At 62.1% G+C, this 22,860-nt stretch carries 20 protein-coding genes; 16 read left to right on the top strand and 4 right to left on the bottom strand.

The genetic code is table 11. The annotated features are described in order from the left end of the window. The first annotated feature begins 12 nt into the window (after window positions 1-12). The 6 genes from AC3WTO_RS20080 (at window position 13) to AC3WTO_RS20055 (ending at window position 4,508) form a co-directional block, all read left to right on the top strand. On the top strand, window positions 13-234 hold the full coding sequence (locus AC3WTO_RS20080; RefSeq protein ID WP_492462653.1) for a tautomerase family protein: 222 nt from the start codon (window positions 13-15) through the stop codon (window positions 232-234). Between the two features lie 260 nt (window positions 235-494). After that, a complete protein-coding gene (locus tag AC3WTO_RS20075) occupies window positions 495-1,472 on the top strand; it encodes a lipid kinase (RefSeq protein WP_492462652.1) in 978 nt (325 codons plus the stop codon). A 173-nt stretch (window positions 1,473-1,645) separates the two neighbouring features. Next, on the top strand, window positions 1,646-3,031 hold the full coding sequence (locus AC3WTO_RS20070; RefSeq protein ID WP_492462651.1) for a M20/M25/M40 family metallo-hydrolase: 1,386 nt from the start codon (window positions 1,646-1,648) through the stop codon (window positions 3,029-3,031). Window positions 3,032-3,041: 10 nt separating this feature from the next. After that, a complete protein-coding gene (locus AC3WTO_RS20065) occupies window positions 3,042-3,662 on the top strand; it encodes a ribonuclease D (RefSeq protein WP_492462650.1) in 621 nt (206 codons plus the stop codon). 77 nt (window positions 3,663-3,739) lie between these two features. Next, window positions 3,740-3,991: a hypothetical protein gene (locus tag AC3WTO_RS20060; protein ID WP_492462649.1), complete on the top strand. Its 252-nt coding sequence runs from the start codon at window positions 3,740-3,742 to the stop codon at window positions 3,989-3,991. A gap of 262 nt (window positions 3,992-4,253) precedes the next feature. Continuing rightward, window positions 4,254-4,508: a GlsB/YeaQ/YmgE family stress response membrane protein gene (locus tag AC3WTO_RS20055; RefSeq protein ID WP_492462648.1), complete on the top strand. Its 255-nt coding sequence runs from the start codon at window positions 4,254-4,256 to the stop codon at window positions 4,506-4,508. Between the two features lie 69 nt (window positions 4,509-4,577). Here AC3WTO_RS20055 and AC3WTO_RS20050 read toward each other — a convergent pair whose 3' ends face one another. Next, window positions 4,578-4,883: a DUF982 domain-containing protein gene (locus AC3WTO_RS20050; RefSeq protein WP_492462647.1), complete on the bottom strand. Its 306-nt coding sequence runs from the start codon at window positions 4,881-4,883 to the stop codon at window positions 4,578-4,580. Window positions 4,884-5,406: 523 nt separating this feature from the next. Then, window positions 5,407-7,227 (bottom strand): M2 family metallopeptidase, encoded by a 1,821-nt coding sequence (locus tag AC3WTO_RS20045; RefSeq protein WP_492462646.1) that lies wholly within the window; start codon window positions 7,225-7,227, stop codon window positions 5,407-5,409. A gap of 196 nt (window positions 7,228-7,423) precedes the next feature. Here AC3WTO_RS20045 and AC3WTO_RS20040 point away from each other — a divergent pair, with 196 nt between their 5' ends. Further along, window positions 7,424-9,658, top strand: coding sequence for a transglycosylase domain-containing protein (locus AC3WTO_RS20040; RefSeq protein ID WP_492462645.1), 2,235 nt, complete (start codon window positions 7,424-7,426; stop codon window positions 9,656-9,658). A gap of 32 nt (window positions 9,659-9,690) precedes the next feature. On the opposite strand, the gene AC3WTO_RS20035 is transcribed toward AC3WTO_RS20040, so the two are convergent. Next, window positions 9,691-10,152 (bottom strand): MarR family winged helix-turn-helix transcriptional regulator, encoded by a 462-nt coding sequence (locus tag AC3WTO_RS20035; RefSeq protein ID WP_492462644.1) that lies wholly within the window; start codon window positions 10,150-10,152, stop codon window positions 9,691-9,693. Between the two features lie 67 nt (window positions 10,153-10,219). Here AC3WTO_RS20035 and AC3WTO_RS20030 point away from each other — a divergent pair, with 67 nt between their 5' ends. Next, a complete protein-coding gene (locus AC3WTO_RS20030) occupies window positions 10,220-12,085 on the top strand; it encodes a chloride channel protein (protein WP_492462643.1) in 1,866 nt (621 codons plus the stop codon). A 24-nt stretch (window positions 12,086-12,109) separates the two neighbouring features. Here AC3WTO_RS20030 and ybaL read toward each other — a convergent pair whose 3' ends face one another. Continuing rightward, window positions 12,110-13,903: a YbaL family putative K(+) efflux transporter gene (gene ybaL / locus AC3WTO_RS20025; protein WP_492462642.1), complete on the bottom strand. Its 1,794-nt coding sequence runs from the start codon at window positions 13,901-13,903 to the stop codon at window positions 12,110-12,112. 433 nt (window positions 13,904-14,336) lie between these two features. Here ybaL and cysG point away from each other — a divergent pair, with 433 nt between their 5' ends. The 8 genes from cysG (at window position 14,337) to AC3WTO_RS19985 (ending at window position 22,859) form a co-directional block, all read left to right on the top strand. Next, window positions 14,337-15,788 carry a siroheme synthase CysG gene (cysG, locus tag AC3WTO_RS20020; protein ID WP_492462641.1) on the top strand — a complete coding sequence of 484 codons (1,452 nt, stop codon included), beginning with the start codon at window positions 14,337-14,339 and terminating at the stop codon, window positions 15,786-15,788. Next, entirely contained in the window at window positions 15,785-16,081 is a 297-nt protein-coding gene (locus tag AC3WTO_RS20015) for a DUF2849 domain-containing protein (RefSeq protein WP_492462640.1), read from the top strand. The genes cysG and AC3WTO_RS20015 overlap by 4 nt, the downstream gene beginning before the upstream one ends. 39 nt (window positions 16,082-16,120) lie before the next feature. Next, complete coding sequence (locus AC3WTO_RS20010; RefSeq protein ID WP_492462639.1) at window positions 16,121-17,791, top strand: nitrite/sulfite reductase; 1,671 nt, start codon at window positions 16,121-16,123, stop codon at window positions 17,789-17,791. Then, window positions 17,766-18,530, top strand: a complete 765-nt coding sequence (locus tag AC3WTO_RS20005) for a phosphoadenylyl-sulfate reductase (RefSeq protein ID WP_492462638.1) — start codon at window positions 17,766-17,768, stop codon at window positions 18,528-18,530. Before AC3WTO_RS20010 ends, AC3WTO_RS20005 begins: the two co-directional genes overlap by 26 nt. Before the next feature lie 122 nt (window positions 18,531-18,652). Further along, a complete protein-coding gene (locus AC3WTO_RS20000) occupies window positions 18,653-19,204 on the top strand; it encodes a DUF934 domain-containing protein (RefSeq protein ID WP_492462773.1) in 552 nt (183 codons plus the stop codon). 133 nt (window positions 19,205-19,337) lie between these two features. After that, a complete protein-coding gene (locus tag AC3WTO_RS19995; protein WP_492462637.1) occupies window positions 19,338-20,948 on the top strand; it encodes a GMC family oxidoreductase in 1,611 nt (536 codons plus the stop codon). Between the two features lie 507 nt (window positions 20,949-21,455). After that, complete coding sequence (gene grpE / locus AC3WTO_RS19990) at window positions 21,456-22,085, top strand: nucleotide exchange factor GrpE (RefSeq protein WP_492462636.1); 630 nt, start codon at window positions 21,456-21,458, stop codon at window positions 22,083-22,085. A 141-nt stretch (window positions 22,086-22,226) separates the two neighbouring features. Continuing rightward, window positions 22,227-22,859, top strand: coding sequence for a trimeric intracellular cation channel family protein (locus AC3WTO_RS19985; protein ID WP_492462635.1), 633 nt, complete (start codon window positions 22,227-22,229; stop codon window positions 22,857-22,859). Window position 22,860 lies beyond the last annotated feature (1 nt).

The following is a 22,860-nucleotide window of genomic DNA, read 5'->3' as shown; positions in this document are numbered from 1 at the left end:
AGGAACACGGCCATGCCCTATGTCAACATCAAGATCACGCGCGAAGGCGCGACCAGAGAGCAGAAGGCGGCGCTGATCAAAGGCGTCACGGACCTGCTGGTCGATGTGCTGGACAAGAACCCGGCCACCACGGTCGTTGTCATAGACGAGGTCGAGATGGAGCAATGGGGCATTGGCGGGCTTCCGGTCGAGCAGTACCGGCAAAAAATCGCCGGTCCTTCGGCAAAGGGCTGAAACCGCCTGGCAGCGACGGCGATATCGTCGTCACCGGCAAAGGGTGGCCGCCTTTCGAATGGCTAACCCCGGGCGCTCACGGGCATGTTACGAAAGTGTAATGTTTGTGCCCTTGAATCGCCATGTTCGCCTACACAAATACAGGTCATCGGCAGTTTTCGCCGAAAGTCCGGAACAAGGCCCGTCCCCCGCCTATGCCGGACATCTGCGGCAGCCTTTCCCCCTCTCCGGGCTGCCGCATTGTTTCGAGTAGCGCCGCCGTGGTTCCCCCTCCACCACGGCGGCACTTTTTTGGGAGCAGGACCATCACCGAAGCCCAGGAAAAGACGGTCAGCCGCAAGACGCCGAAGCCGCGCAAGCGGCGTGCGCTGCTGCTCATCAATCAGAAGGCACGGCGCGGCGACATGCCGCTCGACGGCATCCTCGCAAGATTGCGGGCCGGCGGACTGGACGTGACGGTTGAACCGTTCTCGGCCTTGCCGGAACTCGCCCGCGACATCACCCGGCTGCGCGAACAGGCAGACTGCATCATCATCAGCGGCGGCGACGGTACGGTTTCCTCAGGCGCCATGGCGGTGATGGAAAGCGGACTGCCGATGGGCATCCTGCCGATGGGCACCGCCAACGATCTCGCCCGCACGCTCGGCCTGCCGATGGACATCATGCAGGCGGTCGACATCATTGTCGGCGGCTATGAGCGGCGCATCGATCTCGGCTCGGTCAACGGACACGCTTTTTTCAATGTCGCCAGCATCGGGCTCTCGACACAATTGGCGCAAGGCTTGCGGCCGGAGATCAAGCGCCGCTGGGGCCGTCTCGGTTATGCGATTGCCGCTTCGCGTGTGCTGTTCAAGGCACGGCCGTTTACAGCCTGGATCAGCGAGAAAGGCGATACTGTAAAGGTAAAGACCTTCCAGATCGCGGTCGGCAACGGTCGCCACTATGGCGGCGGCAACGTTGTCGAGGCAAGTGCCGCGATCGACGATGGCTTCCTTGATCTCTACAGCCTCGAAATGAGCAATGTCTGGAAACTGGCGCTGATGCTGCGCTCCTTCCGTTCCGGCACGCATGGTGCCTGGAACGAGGTGAGGACGGCACGCTGCGTGCAATTCGACGTAACAACCAAGGTGCCGCAACCCGTGAACACCGACGGCGAGATCGTCACGTCGACGCCGGCCTCCTTCCTCGTGCATCCGGAAGCCATCGCCGTCTATGCGCCTCCGGGCACCGACGACTGAAATTGCAGTTGGAGCCATTCTCGTCCGGAATTGCGTAGCGTTGCCGCGTTTCCGTGAAGAACGGAAACGCTCTTGGATTGAATGGTGAGCCAGACGGTCTCCACCGGTTCCCTTCGAAAGCCTCTTCCATTAGGGTCGCCGCGGAATCGCCCTTTCAGATCAGAAGGCCCGCAATGACCGCTCTCAACCCCGTCCTCGACCGTCTCGACAAGAACCTCGACCAGAGTCTCGATCGCCTGTTCGATCTTTTGAAGATCAGGTCGATCTCGACGGACCCGGCTTTCTCGGCCGACTGCCGCAAGGCCGCCGAATGGCTGGTGGTGGACCTGAAGTCGATCGGTTTCGACGCGTCGGTGCGGGATACGCCCGGTCACCCGATGGTGGTTGCGCATCACGAGGGCCCGGCAGGCGCGCCGCATGTGCTGTTCTACGGCCATTACGACGTGCAGCCGGTCGACCCGCTCAATCTCTGGCACGATGATCCGTTCGCGCCGGCGCTGAAGGAGATCGAACTCGGCCGCAAGGTCATCACCGGCCGCGGCTCGTCCGACGACAAGGGGCAGTTGATGACCTTTGTCGAAGCCTGCCGCGCCTGGAAGGCGGAGCATGGCACGCTGCCTTGCCGTGTCACCATCCTGTTCGAGGGCGAGGAGGAGAGCGGTTCGCCATCGCTGAAGCCTTTCCTCGACGCCAACGCCAAAGAACTGAAAGCCGATTTCGCGCTGGTTTGCGACACGGGCATGTGGGATCGCGAGACGCCGGCGATCTCGACCGCCCTGCGCGGTCTCGTCGGCGAGGAAGTCGTCATCAAGGCAGCCGACCGTGACCTGCATTCGGGCGAATTCGGTGGCGCTGCCGCCAACCCGATCCGGATCCTGGCCCGGATCCTGGCCGATATCCACGACGAGAACAGCCATGTGACGATTCCGGGCTTCTACGATGGCGTCGAGGAGACGCCGTCACAGGTGCTGAAATCCTGGGAAGCGCTGGGCGAGACGGCAGAGACCTTCCTCGGCCCGATCGGACTTTCGGTGCCGTCCGGTGAAAAAGGCCGTTCGGTGCTGGAACTGGTCTGGGCGCGCCCGACGGCCGAGTTCAACGGCATCACCGGCGGTTATACCGGCAAGGGCTTCAAGACGGTCATCGCGGCGGAAGCCTCGGCAAAGGTCTCCTTCCGCCTCGTGCACAAGCAGGACCCGGACAAGATCCGGGCGGCTTTCCGCAAGTTCGTCGAGGACAGGCTGCCGGCGGACTGCTCGGTCGAGTTCCATCCGCATGGCGGCTCGCCGGCGATCCAGCTTTCTTACGACTCGCCGTTCCTGACCAAGGCCAAGACCGCGCTGTCGGACGAGTGGCCGAAGCCGGCGGTGATGATCGCCATGGGCGGATCGATCCCGATCGTGGGCGACTTCCAGAACTTCCTCGGCATGGAATCGCTGTTGGTCGGCTACGGCCTGTCGGACGATCGTATCCATTCGCCGAACGAGAAGTACGATCTGAGCTCGTTCCACAAGGGACAGCGCTCCTGGGCGCGCATCCTTGACGCGCTGACCCGCTGAGAGCCTGGCCATGAGCACCATCCGCTTCCACAAGAACGATCTGCCCGATCTCAGCCACTATGATGTCGATGCGGTTGCCATCGACACCGAAACGCTGGGGCTCAACCCGCATCGCGACCGGCTTTGCGTCGTGCAGATCTCGCCCGGCGACGGCACCGCCGACGTGATTCAGATCGCGCCTGGCCAGAAGAAGGCGCCGAACCTGGTCAGCCTGTTGAAAAACCGCAAGGTTACCAAGCTGTTCCATTTCGGCCGTTTCGACCTGGCCGTGCTCTACAACGCTTTCGGCGCCATGCCGGAACCGGTGTTCTGCACCAAGATCGCATCGCGGCTGGTGCGCACCTATACCGACCGCCACGGGTTGAAGGACATCTGCCAGGAACTGCTTGGGGTCAGCCTGTCGAAGCAGCAGCAATCCTCCGACTGGGCCGCGGAGACGCTTTCGCCGGAGCAGCTCGAATATGCCGCCTCCGACGTGCTTTACCTGCATCGGCTGCGCGACGTGCTGGCTGGACGATTGGAGCGCGATGGCCGGGTCAAGGAAGCCGACGCCTGCTTCCGCTTCCTGCCGACCCGTGCCAAACTCGACCTCATGGGCTGGGACGAAGAGGATATTTTTGCCCACAGTTGAGCGCGGCGCTAACTGGGGCCGATGAAGTGTGGTTCCGGTTTTTGGAAAGATCACGCTCAAAACGAGGAGACTGGACCATGGCTGCGAGACAACCGATCGATACCGCTCCCAAGGACGGTTCCAAGGTGACCGTCTACTGGACGGACGGCGATGGCGTGCTGAACGAATCCATCGCGCAATACCGCTCCGCCGAGCGCCTCAAGGCGCTGGGCGGTGACGTCAACCCTGGCGACATCGGCTGGTGGGCGGCGATCGATGGCCACACCCAGAAGAAGATCGAACCGACAAGCTGGCGCCCGGGCTCCGACGACGAGGACGACGACGCCTAGGGCAATTCCAGCAAAAGTGCGTAGCGGTTTTGCGTCCGGAGTTGCGCCAAAACAAGGAGTTGAAGCGTGCCCGCATTTTCGTGAGAAACGGAAACGCTCCAGCGTCGGCCTGCCAGGATCCAATCATGTTCTCTTGCGGAGGGCGGCCCGACAAAGCATGCGCTTGGCTTTTCTCGTCCGGTTGAACTATCGTCGCCGCATTGCAACCGGGGCCTGATTCGCAGCTTCGCCTGGTTTCAGCCCATGTTCGAGAGGGACTGCCATGGGTGTCGAAAGTCTGATTGTCTTCCTCATCATCGGCGCGGTCGCCGGCTGGCTTGCCGGCCTGATCGTCAAGGGCTTTGGCTTCGGCCTGGTCGGTAACATTGTCGTCGGTATCGTCGGCGCCTTCATCGCAGGCTGGCTGTTCCCGGCGCTGGGCATCAGCCTGGGCGCGGGCATCATCGCCTCGATCATTCACGCCGCTATCGGCGCGATCATTCTTCTGGTGCTGATCAGGTTGGTCAAACAGGCCTGAGCGCCCGTTACAGCATTATCCATTCCCAGGGCGTGCCCTGGGAATGGTCTGCACTTCTCTGGAATTGCTCTAAGCGCTTCTGCGCATCGGCCTTTCATGGCTGTGATCAACCACATAGTGGCCAATCCTCTCATCGACGAGCATGCCGCTGATGCGGATGAAGCCGGCAAAGGAGCGGCGTGCATCATCGGTGCTTAGCTGGCCGGCATCGGCGGCGAGACAGCAATTCATGGCGCAATTGAAAACGGGGCCGCGACGCCCTGCAGGCCATTCACGTAAGAACGCAATCGCTTCGACAACGCCTTCGATTTCTTTGATCGGATGGCCTGGTCCACGCGAAAGCCGCACCGGCACGACAAATTGCAGGCGGTTCATTGGCTACCTCCCAGACATTAGAGCGTCGCGTCCAGTTGGACGCGCAAAGGACGCACTAACATTTTGAACCGGCGCAAGACCCTGTTCGCAACTCGATGACAATTCCAAGATCATGCACGGGAGCAATGCACTGTACTCCTTCCGGAGGAGGAGAAACAGGGCTGACACGCAGGATTGATCGTCGGATTCAAAAATTGAACGGCTCGCTGCAGGGGGTGTTGCAGCGAGCCGTTTACAGGACATGGAGGGACATGCCTGACTTCAAGCGGACGAAAATTCCTCAGGAAGTGCCCCTCAACGGGCTGCTCCCGGCAAAGTTCCCTGCAGGACCATCACGAAAGAGTGACGCGGTCTGTTTTTGAAGAGTAATTGACGGGGATGGCGCGCCTGAATGCCGCGACAATTGCATCGAAACTCAGAGACAAGCGGTTCGCCATCCTGACGAGGCCGTGAGCTGTTTTGGACGTATATACCGATACTCATTTCGGGGGAGCAAGCGCGCTCCCGATACTCCGGTTCCTATCTACCAGCCGCAGCTCTTGCCCCGGTTCTGTTCTTTCAGCCAGGTTTGAAGCGGTGCGAAATAAGCGATGATCGCGTCGCCCGAAATCTCGCGCTGGCCGGTGAAGGCTTCCAGCGCATCCGGCCAGGGTTTCGAGGCGCCCATTTCCAGCATTGCGTTGAATTTCTTGCCGACTTCCTTGTTGTTGTAGAATGAGCAGCGATGCAGCGGACCTTTCCAGCCACTTTGCTCGCAAGCGGCCTGATAGAACTGGAACTGCAGCACATTGGCGAGAAAATAACGCAGGTAAGGCGTGGTTGCGGGAATGTGGTACTTCGCGCCAGGGTCGAAAGATGTCTCGCTGCGTTCGACAGGTGGCTGGATACCCTGATACTTCAGGCGCAAATCGTTCCAGGCAGTATTGTAGCGCTCCGGCGTCACCGAGCCGTCAAAAACGCCCCAGCGCCATTTGTCGACCAGCAGGCCAAACGGCATGAAGGCGATCTTTTCCATGGCCTTGCGCAGCAGCAGACCGATGTCCTTGTCGCTGCTCGGCACCTTGTCTTTGGGCAGCAGTCCGATTTGAACGAGATACTCCGGCGTGATCGACAGCGCGATCGTGTCGCCGACCGCCTCGTGGAAACCATCGTTCGCGCCGTTCATATACAGGAAGTCCTGTGTCTTATAAGCGCGCTGATAGAAATTGTGGCCGAGTTCGTGATGGACTGTCACGAAATCCTGGCCGTTGACCTTGATGCACATCTTGATGCGCACGTCGTCCTGATTGTCGATATCCCATGCCGAGGCGTGGCACACGACGTCGCGATCGGCCGGTTTCACGAACATGGAGCGCTTCCAGAACGTTTCCGGCAATTTGGCGAAGCCAAGCGAGGTGAAGAACGCTTCTCCGGTTTCGACCATCTTCCTGTCATCGTAGCCGGCTGACTTCAGCAGTTCCGTCGGGTCGTAGCCGATATCGCCAGTGCCGGTGGGCGCGACGAAGTCATAGATGCCGGTCCAGTCCTGTGCCCACATGTTGCCGAGCAGGTCGGCGCGAATGGGGCCGGTCTTGGGTTGCACGGCATCACCGTATTTTTCGTTGAGCTTGCCGCGCACATAGCAGTGCAGGTCGTCATAGAGCGGCTTGGTGTCCGCCCAGATCTTGTCTGTCAGCCTGGTGACCTCATCGGCGGGCATGTCATATTGCGAGCGCCACATCGCGCCAACATTCGGGTAACCAAGCTCCTTGGCTCCGGCATTGGAGATCTCGACCAGCCGTTGATAGTCGGCGCGCATCGGAGCGCCGACATTGTCGTGCCAACTGGTCCACATCTCCTTCAGCTCTTCGGGATTGCGGTTGAGCGACATCTGCTCTTCGATGTCGGAGCCAGTGATCGTTTTGCCGCGCAGCGTGCCTTCGCCTTTGCCGTAAGCCGACTCCAGCTTGGTGGAGATGTTGTTCAACTGGTCAGCGGCGCCAGCCGTCGTTGGCGCCGGCAGTACGAGGAAGCCCTTCAGGAGGTTGAGTTTGCGTTTGACCTCGTCGCCAAGCCCTTTGACCTTGTCGAACTTCGAGGCTTCAAGGGCAAGACGGACTGAAAGCTCGGTCTGGCGGGCACCGGCTTCGGCGGAAAGCGCGTCGGTGTCTTCGGTGATGAACGTGCTGTTCACCCACTGGATCCGGTTGACCTGAACCGAATCGGCATTCAACACGATCTCAGCTTCCTTGAGGAATTTTTCCGCATCCTCGATGGTCGGGCCGGCCGACTGAGCAAAAGCCGGCGCCTGCAAGAACAGGCTGACCGCTGCCGCGGTCGTAACAACGGCGCATCGCATAGACATGTCCTCTCCTCCACGTCCCGGCCCGCTGCGGCCGAAGCTACGGCAAGCATGAACAGGGTCAAGGGTGCATGCCGCGGTATTTCACGAAATCACCAGCTTGCCTGTGCGCTGGCCGGGTACCTCCCTTAACCCGCCTTTAAACCGCCTTATCTAGTCTTCACCGGAGCGCCATCGGCATCGGGACTATCGGCAGCGCATGGCGGACCGCAGGGACAGACGCATCGAGCCCAGTTTCGACGGGCCGTCGCAGACGGCTTCGTCTTCGGGATTCTCGGTGCGGGAAGAGGACCGCGTCGTGCCGGGAAATCGCAAAACCTCCAGCAAGCGCGGCACGGCCAAGGCGAAGTCGGCCCGTGGCGGCCGGCGCAGGCGCAGCAAGACCGGCCTGTTCGGACGGTTGCTTTACTGGTGCTTCGTGCTCGCCATATGGGGCGGTATCGCCGTTGCCGGCGTCGTCGTCTACTACGGCGCCAAGATGCCGGCGGCCACCACCTGGTCGGTTCCGGACCGGGCGCCCAACATCAAGATCGTTGACGTCGATGACCATCTGATCGCCAACCGCGGCATGAGCGGTGGTGAGGCGGTCGGTCTCAACGAGATGTCGCGCTACATTCCCGAGGCTGTCATCGCCATCGAGGACCGGCGTTTCTACTCGCACTACGGCATCGACCCGATCGGCTTCACCCGCGCGGTGGTGACAAATCTCATAGGCGGTCACCTGCGCCAGGGTGGCTCGACCTTGACCCAGCAGCTTGCCAAGAACCTTTTCCTGAAGCCGGATCGCACCCTGGAGCGCAAGGTGCAGGAGGTGCTGCTCGCCATCTGGCTGGAGCAGAAACACACCAAGGATCAGATTCTGGAGATGTATCTCAACCGGGTCTATTTCGGCTCCGGCGCACATGGCGTCGAAGCGGCGTCGCGCCGCTATTTCGGCAAGAGCGCACGCGATGTGACGCTCTCCGAGGCAGCGTTGCTCGCGGGGCTGTTGAAGGCGCCGTCGCGTTTCTCGCCGGCTCGCGATCCCAAGGCCGCCGAGAGCCGCGCGCAACTGGTGCTGGGGGCCATGCGCGAAGAGGGCATGATCAGCGACAAGGAACTGAAGACGGCGATGGCTGCCCCCGCCGTGCGGGCGCCGTCCTATTGGACCGGTTCGGAAAACTATGTCGCCGACGCCATAGTCGAAGAATTGCCGACCTTGATCGGTGACGTGCGCGGCGACATCGTCGTGGAAACGACGGTCGATCTCACGCTGCAAAAACTGGCCGAGAAGTCGATCCGCGAGTTGATCGATGCGAAGGGCAGCAAGCTCAATGTCACCCAGGGCGCGCTGGTGTCGATCGACAATTCCGGCGCGGTGCGGGCAATGGTCGGCGGCTATGATTACTCGACCAGCCAGTTCAACCGCGCTTCGGAAGCGCGCCGGCAACCTGGCTCCGCATTCAAGCCCTTTGTCTACATGACGGCGCTGGAGGCAGGCCGCACGCCTGACAGCGTGCGCAACGATGCTCCGATCCGCATCGGCAACTGGTCGCCGGACAACTTCAAAGGCAAATATTATGGCAAGGTCACGCTGGCGACGGCGCTGGCCAAGTCGCTCAATTCGGTGGCGGCGCAGCTGACCATGGAAGTCGGGCCCGATGCCGTGGTCGATACCGCGCATCGCATGGGCATCCAGTCGGATTTGCAGAACAACACGGCGATCGCGCTCGGTACGTCGGAAGTGACGCCGCTGGAACTGACTTCGGCCTATGTGCCGTTTGCCAATGGCGGGTTCCGGCCGGAAGTGCATTTCGTGCGCCGCATCACTGATGGCAACGGCAAGGTGCTCTACAAAGCCAAAGAAGGCTCGGTGCCGCGTGTGGCGCGTACCGAGATCATCGGCATGATGAATTCGATGATGTCGGGCACTGTCGAGGTCGGGACCGCGAAGAAGGCGGCTTTCGGCTGGCCTTCAGCGGGCAAGACAGGCACCAGCCAGAATTCGCGTGATGCCTGGTTTGTCGGTTACACCGCCAATCTCACGACCGGGGTGTGGTTCGGTAACGACGACGGCACGGCGATGAAGAACGTTACCGGCGGTGCGCTGCCGGCGCAGGCCTGGCATGAGTTCATGATGGCCGCGCATCAGGGCGTGCCAGTGAAGCCGCTGCCGGGCACCTGGCGCTCGACACCTTCCGATACCATCGTGCAGGACGACGTCCCGTTTGACTTGACGCCGCCGGCACCAGTGCCAGGAGGCGTGCCATCGGCCTCCTCCGACCAGCCGGCGCCACAGCGCGCCGTACGCCAGCAGGTTCAGTACACCAGCCCCGCGATGCCGCGTGACAATGGCAGCACCGCTTCGATCGATCATCCAGTACCACAGGGTGACGTGGGTGGGCCTACCAAGAAGCGCAGCACCTCGATCTTCGATATCCTGAGCGGCGGCTGAGGCGCGCCAGTTTTTCCGACGGTGCCCGGGCTCTATTTCCTTTCGTTGGGAGTGGCGCTCAGCTTCGCCAGAATAGATACCAACTGCGGCGCCATCGAACTGATCTCATCCAGATGGATACTGGACAGCGATTGCAGGCGGTTTTCGCTTTCCGGCGTGAGCGTCAACAGCACGCGACGACCATCCTTCGGATCGGACTGCCGGCGCACAAGGCCTGCCTCCTCCAGCCGGTTGGCCAGTTCCGCGGCCGTATGCTGTCGCACCAATAATCTTGTCGCCAGATCGCCGATAGACAGGCCATTGGCCTCGCCGACGCCCTTGATGGTGAGCAAGGCCTGGTGCTGCTGCGCTGTCAGGCCGGCTTCGCTCGCTGCCGCTTCGCTGAAGGCGAGAAATTTGCGGATCGCATAACGGAATTCTGCAAGGGAACGATAGTCGACGGCCTGCCGGCCACCGGAATGCGGCCGCTGCGAGGCGGCTTTCGGGTTTTTCATCACAGGTCATTTCCTTTTTTGAATTTATATCGTAGTGCGATATAAATTCATCAGCAGCATAGACATCATGCCTACATCGACAGAGACCCACAAACCAGCCAATGCCGGGCAAGGGTACCCGCCTCATGTCTCGTCCAGGCACTCCGTGCCGCAGCCCGGCGACTTCACCGCCGATGCTCGCGTGCTGTTGCTGATGGCAATCGCCGTTATTGTCGGAACCGCTTCCGTGGGCACTGCGTGGATCCTGCTCAGGTTGATCACGCTGTGCACCAACATCGCCTATTACGGCCGTTTCTCTCTGGAAGCCTTGCCGATCGCCGGCTCGCCGCTCGGATGGGGAATGGTCGTCGTTCCGGTCATAGGTTGTCTGATCATCGGCTTGATGGCGCGTTTCGGTTCTGAGAAAATCCGAGGCCACGGCATACCGGAGGCGATTGAGGCGATCCTGATCGGCAAGAGCCGCATCAGTGCCAAGGTCGCCGTGCTCAAACCACTTTCGTCGGCTATCTCGATCGGTACTGGCGGTCCGTTCGGCGCCGAGGGCCCGATCATCATGACGGGCGGTGCGGTTGGGTCGCTGATCGCGCAGACCATCCATCTCAGCTCCAGCGAACGCAAGGCCCTGCTGGTGGCGGGGGCCGCCGCCGGCATGACCGCGATCTTCGGAACGCCGCTTGCCGCAGTGCTGCTTGCCGTCGAGCTGCTGCTGTTTGAATGGAAACCGAGGAGCTTCCTGCCGGTGGTCGTCGCAGCAAGTGTTGCCGCTGCCGAACGCACGATGCTGCTCGATCCGGCACCGCTGTTTGCCTATGCAGGCCAGATGACGCCTTCACTGCCGGCCTTCCTGTCGTGGATGCTGGTTGGGCTTGCAATGGGATTGGGCTCCGGCCTGCTCACCGCCATGGTCTACGGCTCCGAGGACCTGTTCCAGAAACTGCCAATCCACTGGATGTGGTGGCCGATGCTGGGTGGCCTCATGGTCGGCATCGGCGGCCTGATCGAGCCAGCGGCACTGGGGGTTGGCTACGACAACATCCGTCACCTGCTCGCCGGCGATCTGGTTTTCAAAGCCGTGCTGCTGCTGCTTGTGGTGAAGGCGATCATCTGGGCTGTCGCGCTGGGCTCGGGCACATCCGGCGGTGTTCTTGCGCCGTTGCTGATTTTCGGCGGCGCCCTGGGGGCGCTATTGTCGCCGATGTTGCCACAGGCCGACAGCGGTTTCTGGGCACTTCTCGGCATGGCCGCCATGATGGGCGGCACGATGCGCGCGCCACTGACGGCAACCCTCTTCGCAATCGAGCTGACAGGAGACCAGCACGCACTGCTGCCGTTGCTGGTTGCCTGCGCGATCGCCTACGCCACCACGGTGCTTCTGCTCAAGCGTTCCATCCTCACCGAAAAGATCGCTCGCCGTGGTCTTCACATCACGCGCGAATACCAGGCCGATCCCTTCGAACAGGCCTGGGTGAAAGACGTGATGGTGAAGGAGCCGGAGGCGATCGCAGCATCATGGAGTGTGGGCCAGACGATCGACCACTTCATGAGTGCTGAACATCGCCACAAAAGTTATCCCGTCATCGCGCCGGATCGGACCGTTGTGGGCATGGTTTCGCGGGGAGATGTGCTGGCCTGGCTCAGCGAAAACAGCAGCGTCGATCGTGCGGCCAACCTTGGCGATATGCTTGTCGAAGAGCCGCTGTTCGGCTGGCCGGACGAACTGGTCGGCCACCTGGCGGACCGCATGGCGGAAAACGGCATCGGGCGTGTGCCGGTGATCGACGCGTTGGGCAGGCTGGTAGGCCTGGTTGCCCGCAAGGATCTCCTTGCTGCCAGGGCGCGTCGCGTCGCAGAGGAACGCGACCGCACACGCCTGCTTGTGCGGCAGCCGAAGGCTCGCCAAGCCCGGCAGAAGAAGGCGATCAGTTCAAACTAGCTGGAGCCAGGAGCGTTTCGTTGCCTAGGCCGTTGTCGCGGCTTCGGCTGGCTGGTCCTGCCGGTCCGGTGCGGGTTTCAGGACGGCCTCGACAATGCCGCGCGCGATTTCGCGCTCGCCCATGATGACCGTGTTGGCGCCAAGTCCTTCGAGATGCTCGACCTCGGCATCGGAGTGGGCGCGGGCGACGATCTCGATCGTCGGATTGGCAGCGCGGGCGAGCAGTGCGATGCGGCCGGCCTCGAAGGCATTCGGAATGGCCAGGATCAGGCGCTTGGCCAAGGTTGGATTGGCTGCGGCGAAGACATCTTCCTTGGCGGCATTGCCCGTCACGGTTTCGATGCCGTCCGCCTTGAGGCGGGAGATTGTCTTGTCAGCGTCCTCCACGACCAGGAATGGCTCATTGGCCTGTCTAAGAGCGCTGCCCACCAGGCTACCGACACGGCCATAGCCAATCAGGATGGTGTGGTTGGTCAGCGTCGTGGGTGTCGGGGCATCGTCTTCCTCGAGCTTTTCGCCCGTGGTGGCAACCTGCCCGACGGTCGTTGCCGGACCGATCGGAGCAGCTGCGGCCATCGCGCCGTCGCCGCCACGCCGCTGCTCGAGCCACGGTTTCAGCCTGTCGACCAGCAGGAACATCACCGGGTTCAGGATGATGGAAAGGATGGCGCCGACCAGGATCAGGTCGCGGCCTTCTTCAGGCAAAAGTTTCAGGCCGACGCCGAGTTCGGCAAGGATGAAAGAAAATTCGCCGATCTGCGCAAGGCTGGCCGAAATGATCAGCGCCGTCGCGATCGGATAGCCGAACAGCAGCACGATGGCGAATGCCGCCAGCGACTTGCCGATGACGATGATGAACAGCGTGCCGAGCACCGGCCAGATATGCTGCATCACGCTGAACGGGTCGAACATCATGCCAACCGAGACGAAGAACAGCACGGAAAAGGCGTCGCGCAGCGGCAGCGATTCCTCAGCGGCGCGATGACTGAGCTCGGATTCGCTCATCACCATGCCGGCGAAGAAGGCGCCGAGCGCCAGGGAAACCCCGAACAGCTTGGCGGCCCCAAAGGCGACGCCGAGCGCCACGGCCAGCACAGCCAGGCGGAACAGTTCGCGCGAACCCGTGTGAGCGACATAGTGCAGGATCCAGGGGATGACCCTGCGTCCGACCACCAGCATCAGCACAACGAAGGCGACGACCTTGGCGAGGGTGACGCCAACCACCCCCCAGACACCATAGCTGGCAGTCAATCCATAGAGGCCTCCGGGGGGAGGAGCCTGATCCACCCCACCGAGAACGCCAGCCAGCGCCGGCAAAAGCACCAGCGTCAGGACCATGGCCAGGTCTTCGACGATCAGCCAGCCGACGGCAATACGGCCACGTTCAGTCTCGACCAACCGGCGTTCCTGCAGCGCGCGCAGCAGCACCACGGTGCTGGCCACCGAAAGCGCCAGGCCGAATACCAGCCCGGCGCCAAGCGACCAGCCGAGCATCCAGGCCAACCCCCAGCCGAGCAGGGTGGCGAAGCCTATCTGCACCACGGCGCCGGGCAGCGCGATGGCGCGCACTGAAAGCAGGTCCTTCATCGAGAAATGCAGGCCGACGCCGAACATCAGCAGAATGATGCCGATCTCGGCGAGTTCGAGCGCAAGGCCCTGATCGGCAACGAAGCCGGGCGTGTTGGGGCCGACCAGTATGCCGGCCAGCAGATAGCCGACCAGAGGGGGGATGCGGAAACGATTGGCTATGGCGCCAAAGACAAATGCCAACCCCAGACCGACGACGATGGTTGCGATAAGGGGAGTGTCATGCGGCATGGTCGATGGAGCGCCCTTCTGGTCTAATGATGTTGGATGAGCGCCGCCCTGAGCCGTCGCCTTCTAGCACTATGGGGATGGCAACGATGCCGTGCAACCCCGCGAGGTCATTGAAATGCATGCGAAATGCGCGAGCGGAGAAATTCCTCGGCGCCAGCGTGGCCTTCAGCGTTCCGAGGCTTAATTCTACTAAATAGATAGAAATTAGAAAAATGTGGTTTGCTGACGGGCTCGGCGGACGCTAGAAGAGCCGCCATGATAGGAAAGGACTGACCCCGCAGGTCGGCTTTTCGCCGTTGGGAGAAAAATTTTTCTCCGACCTCTCATGCTTTCAGAAAAGAGATTGCCTCCAAAACGAAGGCGCGCGAGTGCGTTCCTTCTGATCTTTGCCGCATGCGCGTAGAAATGCCAGCCTGTTCAGGGTCTTACCGCAATGCCGCATGCCACCCCCAAGCTCAATGCCTTTCCCGTCTTCATGCGGGTGGAGGGCGAAGCCGTGATCATCGTCGGCGGCGGCGAGGAAGCGCTGGCCAAGGCAAGACTGATTGGCCAGTCCAGTGCCCACATCATCATCGTCGCCGAACAGGTGGAGCCGGCGCTACGGGCCTGGATCGCAGAAAACGGCGCCCGCCACATTGCCGAAGCCTATCGCAGCGGGCATCTCGCTGGTGCCGTACTGGTTTTTGCCGCCACCGGCGAGGGAGCTTCAGACCGCCAGGTTTCCGAGGATGCCCGCGCGCTGAACATCCCGGTCAACGCGGTTGACCGGCCGGAGCTGTGCGATTTCTTCACGCCGGCCCTGGTCAATCGTGCGCCCGTCGTCGTTGCCATCGGCACGGAAGGCGCCGGCCCGGTGCTGGCACAGATGATCCGCGCCCGCATCGATCAATTGCTGTCGCCATCGCTTGGGCCGCTGGCTGCCCTTGCCGCAACCTTCCGCGAGGCGGCCGAGCGCATCCTGCCCAAGGGCAACCGCCGCCGTCGGTTCTGGGCCGATTTCTTCGGCGGTTCGCCTGCACGGGCCGTCGAGGCCGGCAATCTGTCGGCAGCGCATGACGCTGCCTCCGGGCTGCTGCTCTCCAACACGGCCTTCAGCGGCCACATCGCATTGGTCGGCGCCGGGCCAGGCGCGGAAGATCTGCTCACCCTGCGCGCCCAGCGTCTGCTGATGGAAGCCGATGTCATCGTTTACGATGCGCTGGTCCCGGAAGCCGTCGTCGCCATGGGCCGCCGCGATGCCGAACGCCTGCCTGTCGGCAAGCGCAAGGGCTGCCATTCCAAATCGCAATCCGAGATCAATGCCCTGCTGGTTTCGCTCGGCCGCGAAGGGCGGCGCGTCGTTCGGCTGAAGAGCGGCGATCCGCTGGTGTTCGGCCGCGCCGGCGAAGAGATGGCCGCATTGCGTGAAGCCGGCATTTCCTATGAAGTCGTACCCGGCGTCACCGCCGCCTTTGCGGCCGCCGCCGATTTCGAACTGCCGCTGACCTTGCGCGGCGTGACCTCTTCCATGGTTTTCACCACCGGCCACGACCTCAAGGGCGGAACGCTGCCGGACTGGGCGAAGCTCGCCATCTCCGGTGCAACCGTCGCCGTCTATATGGGGCGCAGCGTCGCCGCCGACGTCGCCGGTCGCCTGATCGAAGCCGGGCTCTCACCCGATACCGCGGTCGCAGTTGTCGAAAATGCCAGCCTCGCCAACCGGCGCCGGTTCCACGGCACGCTGGCAGACCTGCCTTCGCTCGAGGCACGCAGCGATCTCACCGGTCCGGTCATGACCGTTATCGGCGACGCTGTCGCGGGTGCCAATTTCAGCCACTCCGAGCCGCTCGCGGCAGGCAAGTATCAAGAGGCCGGACAGCCGGTCATCCAGGGAGCCGTATCATGAAGATCCTGACCGCAAACCGTCTCACCGATGGCGAAGCCGTCTGGTATGCCGGTGGCGCCTGGGCCGAAACGATCGACAGCTCGGAACTTGCCACCGACAAGGCGGCCGAGGAGCGGCTGGAAGCGATCGGTGCCGCTTCTTTTGCCGCCAACGAAGTGGTCGACGTCAACCTGATCGATGTCGAAGTCGTCGACGGCGTCATTCATCCGCTGCGCCTGCGCGAGAGAATCCGCGCAGCCGGCCCCACCAATCGCAACGATCTCGGCAAACAGGCACGCCCGACCGCAGCCTGACCACGACAAGCGGATGCTTCGGCGTCCGGAGGACAAGACATGTATCGCTACGACGAGTTCGACCATCAGTTCGTGCAGGCCCGCGTCGCCCAGTTCACCGATCAGGTGGAGCGCCGCCTGGCCGGCGAAATCACCGAGGATCAGTTCCGGCCCCTGCGCCTGATGAACGGCGTTTATCTGCAACTGCATGCCTATATGCTGCGCATCGCCGTTCCCTACGGCACGTTGTCGTCTAAGCAGCTCAGGATGCTCGCCCATATCGCGCGCAAATACGACAAGGGCTACGGCCACTTCACCACGCGCCAGAACATCCAGTTCAACTGGCCCGCATTGTCCGACATCCCGGCGATCCTGTCGGATCTCGCCTCGGTGGAGATGCACGCCATCCAGACCAGCGGCAATTGCATCCGCAACGTGACCGCCGACCATTTTGCAGGCGCTGCAGCCGACGAGGCTGCCGACCCGCGCCCCTACGCTGAAATCCTGCGCCAGTGGTCGTCGGTGCACCCGGAATTCTCCTACCTGCCGCGCAAGTTCAAGATCGCGGTGACCGGTGCCGAACGCGACCGTGCTGCCATCCAGACCCATGACATCGGCCTGCACCTCAAGAATAACGCGGCCGGCGAACTCGGCTTCGCTGTTTATGTCGGCGGAGGGCAGGGGCGGACGCCTCTGGTTGCGAAGAAGATCCGCGACTTCCTGCCGGAAGAGCACCTTCTGTCCTACTGCACGGCGATCCTGCGCGTGTACAATCTCTATGGGCGGCGCGACAACAAGTACAAGGCGCGTATCAAGATCCTGGTGCATGAGACCGGCGTCGAAGAGTTCACGCGCCAGGTCGAGGCCGAATGGGCAGAGCTGAAGGATGGCGAGCTGACGCTGCCGGAGGCCGATATCAAGGCGATCGACGCCTATTTCGCACCGCCGGCACTGCCGGCGCGGCCCGAAGGAGACGAGGCGATCAAGCTGGCGCGGTTGGATTCGCGCAGCTTCTCAGAATGGCTCGACCAGAATGTCGTGACGCACCGCAATCCAGACTACGCGGCGGTGACGATTTCGCTGAAGGGCATCGGCGAGGTGCCGGGCGATGCTTCCGACAACCAGATGGATGCGGTTGCCGATCTTGCCGAGACTTATGCATTCGACGAAGTGCGCGTCAGCCACGAGCAGAACCTCATCCTCCCACATGTGGCGCGCGCCGATCTGAAGGCGGTCTACGACCGGCTGGCGGAGATCGGACTGGCGACCGCCAATTCGGACCTGATCTCGGACATCATCGCCTGCCCCGGCCTCGATTACTGCGCTCTGGCCAATGCGCGCTCGATCATCGTGGCGCAGAACATTTCCAAGCGCTTTGCATCATTGGAACGGCAGCGCGACATCGGCGAGCTCAAGCTGAAGATTTCCGGCTGCATCAATGCCTGCGGCCATCACCATGTCGGCCACATTGGCATTCTCGGTGTCGAGAAGAAGGGCGCGGAACTCTACCAGGTCACGCTCGGCGGGTCGGCCGACGAACACACCTCCGTCGGCGAAATCATCGGCCGTGGCTTTGGACCGGACGAGATCACCGACGCTATCGAGACCGTCGTCGAAACCTATCTGGCCATTCGCCTCGACAGGTCGGAAAAGTTTCTCGATGCCTATCGCCGCGTCGGCCCTGCGCCATTCAAGGAGGCGCTCTATGCTGGCGAAGCCAAGGCCGCTTGATCAGGCCATTCCCGGAGAAAGCGGCGTGGCAGCGCAGGCTGCCGCGTTCGATGCGCTGTACGGGCATCTGAGCGCACACGAGATCATCGAGCGGGCTGCCGTGGAGCTGTTTCCCGGTGAACTCGCCGCCGTGTCTTCCTTCGGTGCGGATTCAGCTGTGCTCCTGCATCTGATCGCCGAGGTCGACAAGCAACTGCCGATCATCTTCCTCGATACCGGCAAGCATTTCGAGGAAACGTTCGATTATCGCGACGCGCTGGCTGCCGATTTCGGCCTGACCAACATCCAGGTTGTGACGCCCGACGAGGCAGCACTTGCCCGCATCGATCCGACCGGCAAGTTGCACGAAACCAACACCGATGCCTGCTGCGACGTGCGCAAGGTGGAACTAATGGCGCGCGGCGTCGAGCCGTATCGTGCCTGGTTCACCGGCCGCAAACGCTTCCAGGCCTCGACCCGTACGGCGTTGCCGGCATTCGAGGCGGTCGGCTCGCGCATCCGCATCAATCCGCTGGCGCGCTTCACGACCGCCGACCAGGCTGATTACATGCGCCAGCATGCGCTGCGCGAAAATCCGCTGGTCGCCTACGGTTATTTGTCGATCGGCTGCTTCCCGTGCACGCAACCTGTGCAGCCCGGCGAAGACGCCCGTTCCGGGCGCTGGGCCGGCCATGCCAAGACCGAATGCGGTATCCATCTTTCCGGTCTGGAGAAGTCGCTGACGGATGCGTCGTTGTGAGACGAAGAGAATAGGGCAGTAGGGGCAAAAGCCACCACTGCCTTACTGCCTAATCCCCTACAGCCTTCTCCGCTCAGCAATCACTGGAAATTGACAGAAGAATAAGCCATATGCTCGCCTTCATGACCGAGACCGCAAAGCCCGAGAAGAGCGCCGCGCCGGCGTCACGCCTGTGGACCCCCACCGGGTTCCGCGAGGATGACTGGACGCATGCCGAGACCGCCGACGCGCTTTCCGGCAATGGCCGTTTCATTCTGCCGCTGCAGGCCTTCCTCGATCTCGATCCGCAGGTGAGGACTTCGGCGAAGGAGCGGCTCGGTGTTTCGCTACAGCCGGGTGACCAGCTGGAGAAGATCGTCGACCTGCTCGATCAGCTTTCGCTGGTGGCATTGGCCTTCCCTTCCTTCACAGACGGACGCTCGTTTTCCAAATCCTCGCTGCTGCGCAGCCGCCATGGTTTCGAAGGCGCTGTCAGGGCAACGGGCCAGGTGCTGATCGATCAGCTGCCGCACATGTTGCGCGTCGGGTTCGACGAGTTCGAGATCTCGCATCCGGTACTGCTCAAGCGCCTGGAGGAAGGCCGCCTGGACGGGCTTCCGGTCTATTATCAGCCGGCAGCCGAGACTACGGCACCAGCTGGCGGCTACAGCTGGCGCCGCACCCCAAGCAACTGACCGCATATCGACGCGACGCGACCGGCCAAAGGTCCTATCCGCCACGCCGGTTGCATCTCTTTACAACCCTGAGGTTTGAGGTTTCTCTGAGCTGGCGGACGGAAACATCCGCCGCCATCCCTGGGAGGCTGCCATGAAGTTCGACTACGTCATCGCCGGCGGTGGCTCGGCGGGTTCGGTGCTGGCCGCGCGGCTCTCGGAAGATCCATCTGTCAGCGTCTGTCTGCTCGAGGCCGGCGGCGAGGGCAAGGACATGCTGATCCGGGCACCTGCCGGCATCGTCGCGCTGCTGCCGGGGCGCCCGAAGATCAACAACTGGGCTTTCGAGACGGTGCCCCAGCCGGGACTGAACGGGCGCAAAGGCTATCAGCCGCGCGGCAAGGCATTGGGCGGCTCGAGCGCCATCAATGCCATGCTGTATATCCGCGGCCATCAGGCCGACTACGACGATTGGGCTGCAGCCGGTTGTGCGGGGTGGTCGTGGGATGATGTTCTGCCCTACTTCAGGCGTGCAGAGGGCAACCAACGCGGCGCAAGCGATCTGCACGGTGACGACGGTCCGTTGCGGGTGGCGGAACAGCAGAACCCGCGTGCGCTCAGCCAAGCATTCGTAGCGGCGTGCGGGGAGAATCAGATCCGGCAGAATGAGGATTTCAACGGCCCGGAGCAGGAGGGCGCCGGGCTCTACCAGGTCACCCAGTTCTGGGGCGGAAAACGCAATGGCGAACGCTGCTCGGCGGCCGCTGCCTATCTGCATCCTGTGATGAACCGCAAGAACCTCGCCGTGATCACGGGCGCGCGTGCCACCGGCATCATGCTGGATGGCAAGCGCGCAATTGGCGTCCGCTACCGGACAGCCAATGGCGAGGCTTTTGCCCAGGCAGGCCGCGAGGTGGTGGTTTCAGGCGGGGCCTTCGGTTCGCCGCAACTCCTGCTTCTGTCCGGCATCGGGCCCGGCACGGAGCTGGCGGCCCAGAACGTCGCGGTGGCTCACGACCTGCCGGGTGTCGGCAAGAACCTGCAGGATCATCTCGATTTCGTCATGAGCTGGAAATCGAAGGAAACCGACATGATGGGCCTGGGCCTCAAGGGCACCATCAACCTGGTGAAACATATACTGCAGTGGCGCAAGGACGGCACGGGCATGATTGCGACGCCCTATGCCGAAGGTGGCGCTTTCATGAAATCGGAGTCGGTGCTGGAGCGCCCCGACCTGCAACTGCACTTCGTCATCGCGATTGTCGACAACCACGGCCGCAAGATGCATATGGGCTACGGTTTCTCATGCCATGTCTGCGTGCTCAGGCCCTTTTCACGCGGCGAGGTGACGCTCGCGAGCGCCGATCCGCTGGCCGCGCCGCGCATCGACCCGCGCTATCTTTCGGATGAGCGTGATGCAGCGTTGATGCTGAAGGGAGCGAAGATGATGCGCAACGTGCTGGAGGCGCCGGCACTGGCGAAGTACCGCCACAAGGAGATTTATACCGCTGGGGTCAGCAGTGATGCCGACCTGATGAACCACATCCGTTCCCGCGCGGACACGATCTATCATCCCGTCGGCAGCTGCCGAATGGGCACCGACGACATGGCGGTGGTCGATACACAACTGCGCGTGCGCGGCATTTCGGGTCTGCGCGTGGTCGACGCCTCGGTGATGCCAACGCTGATCGGTGGCAACACCAACGCGCCGACGATCATGATCGCAGAAAAGGCGGCCGACCTGATCAAGGTCGCCGCCGCCTGACGGGTTCGCTGTTTGATCCCGAGTTGCTTTTGACCGGAGCAACTCAGGTCTTCCGCGTTTCCCCGACTGGAATCGCCCTAGCGGGGGCGTGTGCTTTCTTCCTGTGCGTCGAGCCTTTCGAGCAGCGTGCGCAACGGCTCAGGTAATTCGTTCACCACCTTGAAGGTCGGCAAGCTGTGCAGGAACCGCTGGTTCGAGCGATCGGAAAACTAACGCCTGATCTGCGTCGGCAACTGATCGTGCTTGACTGCATTGGTACGGGACATGGCCTCAAAATCCTTAGTCGGCCTTGAAACTTCCCCGCCGGTGAATCGTTCCCATATTGCGTCAATTTGGCAAGCGGGGATCGAAAACAGCGTAAAATTTGATTTAATTCGTCTGTATCGGCTGCTTTTGAACTAGGACACTCCAATGCCGGCCATAAATGCCCTTTCCCCTTGATTTTTGAGTCCCAAACCTCGATATCGGGCACAAATCCAGAACCAACCGGCATGACGGGAAATGGCGATGAGCGACCAGGCAAAAGACGAACGCGCGCCTGAAGATATCGAGGCGATGGAAGCCGAAACAGAGCGCACCGAAGGTGGTGTCGACGGCGACTATGAGGCGCTGGTTCGACTGCTTAAGGAAAATGAGGAACTGAAGGACAAGGCGCTGCGCACCGCAGCCGAGATGGAGAATCTGCGTCGTCGCACAGCGCGTGATGTTCAGGATGCCCGCACCTACGCGATCGCCAATTTCGCGCGCGACATGCTTTCGGTGTCGGACAATCTGGCCCGCGCGCTGGAGGCCATTCCGGCAGAGGCCAAGGCGTCCGCCGATGCCGGCCTCAAGGCCTTGATCGAGGGCGTCGACATCACCGAACGTGCCATGCTTGGCGCGCTCGAGCGTCACGGCGTGAAGAAACTCGAGCCGCAAGGCGAGAAATTCGATCCGAATTTCCATCAGGCGATGTTCGAGGTGCCGAACCCGAGCGTGCCGGCCAACACGGTCGTCCAGGTCGTGCAGCCCGGCTACTCGATCGGTGAGCGCGTGCTGCGTCCGGCCATGGTCGGCGTGTCCAAGGGGGGCCCGAAGGCCGCTGCCGAAGGCATCGAGCCCGGCCCGGTCAACGAGCAGGCCGAGAAGGATGCCTGAGTAAGGCAATAGGGGTTGGGGCAGTAGGGCAGGCAATATTCGGCAAAGCTGACGGCTCTGGCTATGGCCACGAGCTGCATGTATGTTCGGGTATATTGCCTTGGCGCCTTATTCCCCTGCTGCCCCTCATTCCGGCTTCCGATGTCCGCCATCACCTTCATCGACTATGCCGGCGTTGCGGTGTTCGCGGCTACGGGTGCGTTGGCGGCCTCGCGCAAGCAGCTCGATATCGTCGGCTTCATTTTTCTCGCCGCAGTGACGGGTATCGGTGGCGGTACCTTTCGTGACCTGATCCTCGGCGTGCCGGTGTTCTGGGTCGCCAATCGCGACTATGTGCTTATCTGCACCGCCGTGGCGCTTGTGGTCTTCTTCGGCGCGCACCGTGTCGAATCCCGCTACAAGCTTCTGCTGTGGCTCGATGCCATCGGCCTTGCCGTCTTTGCGGTGATGGGCGCTGCGAAAGGCATGGCGATCACCGGCTCGCCGGCCGTTTCGATCATCATGGGCATGCTGACGGCCTGCTTCGGCGGGATCCTGCGTGATCTGCTGGCCGGTGAACCTTCCGTGCTGCTTACTCCGGAAATCTATGTGACGGCAGCAATCATCGGAGCCGGGGTCTATACCGCTGGCGAGCTTCTGAACCTGCCGGGCCAGATTTCCTATCCGGCGGGCGTTCTTGCTGCCTTCGCGGTGCGAGGCGGTGCGCTGAAATTCGGCTGGTCGTTTCCGCCCTATAAGAGCCGCCCGGGACGACGACCCGAAGACATCCCGTAAG

This window comes from Mesorhizobium sp. EU05-FHT14A09 (genome assembly GCF_058790995.1).
The sequence above is the reverse complement of the archived record's forward strand: the minus strand, read 5'-3'. Positions and strand labels throughout refer to the sequence as shown.

What these genes read in the sequence shown, in the direction of transcription:
- AC3WTO_RS20080 (WP_492462653.1), top strand. Translation starts at nt 13, where the DNA reads ATGCCCTATGTCAACATCAAGATCACGCGCGAAGGCGCGACCAGAGAG.
- AC3WTO_RS20070 (WP_492462651.1), top strand. Translation starts at nt 1,646, where the DNA reads ATGACCGCTCTCAACCCCGTCCTCGACCGTCTCGACAAGAACCTCGAC.
- AC3WTO_RS20065 (WP_492462650.1), top strand. Translation starts at nt 3,042, where the DNA reads ATGAGCACCATCCGCTTCCACAAGAACGATCTGCCCGATCTCAGCCAC.
- AC3WTO_RS20060 (WP_492462649.1), top strand. Translation starts at nt 3,740, where the DNA reads ATGGCTGCGAGACAACCGATCGATACCGCTCCCAAGGACGGTTCCAAG.
- AC3WTO_RS20055 (WP_492462648.1), top strand. Translation starts at nt 4,254, where the DNA reads ATGGGTGTCGAAAGTCTGATTGTCTTCCTCATCATCGGCGCGGTCGCC.
- AC3WTO_RS20050 (WP_492462647.1), bottom strand. Translation starts at nt 4,883, where the DNA reads ATGAACCGCCTGCAATTTGTCGTGCCGGTGCGGCTTTCGCGTGGACCA.
- AC3WTO_RS20045 (WP_492462646.1), bottom strand. Translation starts at nt 7,227, where the DNA reads ATGTCTATGCGATGCGCCGTTGTTACGACCGCGGCAGCGGTCAGCCTG.
- AC3WTO_RS20040 (WP_492462645.1), top strand. Translation starts at nt 7,424, where the DNA reads ATGGCGGACCGCAGGGACAGACGCATCGAGCCCAGTTTCGACGGGCCG.
- AC3WTO_RS20035 (WP_492462644.1), bottom strand. Translation starts at nt 10,152, where the DNA reads ATGAAAAACCCGAAAGCCGCCTCGCAGCGGCCGCATTCCGGTGGCCGG.
- AC3WTO_RS20030 (WP_492462643.1), top strand. Translation starts at nt 10,220, where the DNA reads ATGCCTACATCGACAGAGACCCACAAACCAGCCAATGCCGGGCAAGGG.
- ybaL (WP_492462642.1), bottom strand. Translation starts at nt 13,903, where the DNA reads ATGCCGCATGACACTCCCCTTATCGCAACCATCGTCGTCGGTCTGGGG.
- cysG (WP_492462641.1), top strand. Translation starts at nt 14,337, where the DNA reads ATGCCGCATGCCACCCCCAAGCTCAATGCCTTTCCCGTCTTCATGCGG.
- AC3WTO_RS20015 (WP_492462640.1), top strand. Translation starts at nt 15,785, where the DNA reads ATGAAGATCCTGACCGCAAACCGTCTCACCGATGGCGAAGCCGTCTGG.
- AC3WTO_RS20010 (WP_492462639.1), top strand. Translation starts at nt 16,121, where the DNA reads ATGTATCGCTACGACGAGTTCGACCATCAGTTCGTGCAGGCCCGCGTC.
- AC3WTO_RS20005 (WP_492462638.1), top strand. Translation starts at nt 17,766, where the DNA reads ATGCTGGCGAAGCCAAGGCCGCTTGATCAGGCCATTCCCGGAGAAAGC.
- AC3WTO_RS20000 (WP_492462773.1), top strand. Translation starts at nt 18,653, where the DNA reads ATGACCGAGACCGCAAAGCCCGAGAAGAGCGCCGCGCCGGCGTCACGC.
- AC3WTO_RS19995 (WP_492462637.1), top strand. Translation starts at nt 19,338, where the DNA reads ATGAAGTTCGACTACGTCATCGCCGGCGGTGGCTCGGCGGGTTCGGTG.
- grpE (WP_492462636.1), top strand. Translation starts at nt 21,456, where the DNA reads ATGAGCGACCAGGCAAAAGACGAACGCGCGCCTGAAGATATCGAGGCG.
- AC3WTO_RS19985 (WP_492462635.1), top strand. Translation starts at nt 22,227, where the DNA reads ATGTCCGCCATCACCTTCATCGACTATGCCGGCGTTGCGGTGTTCGCG.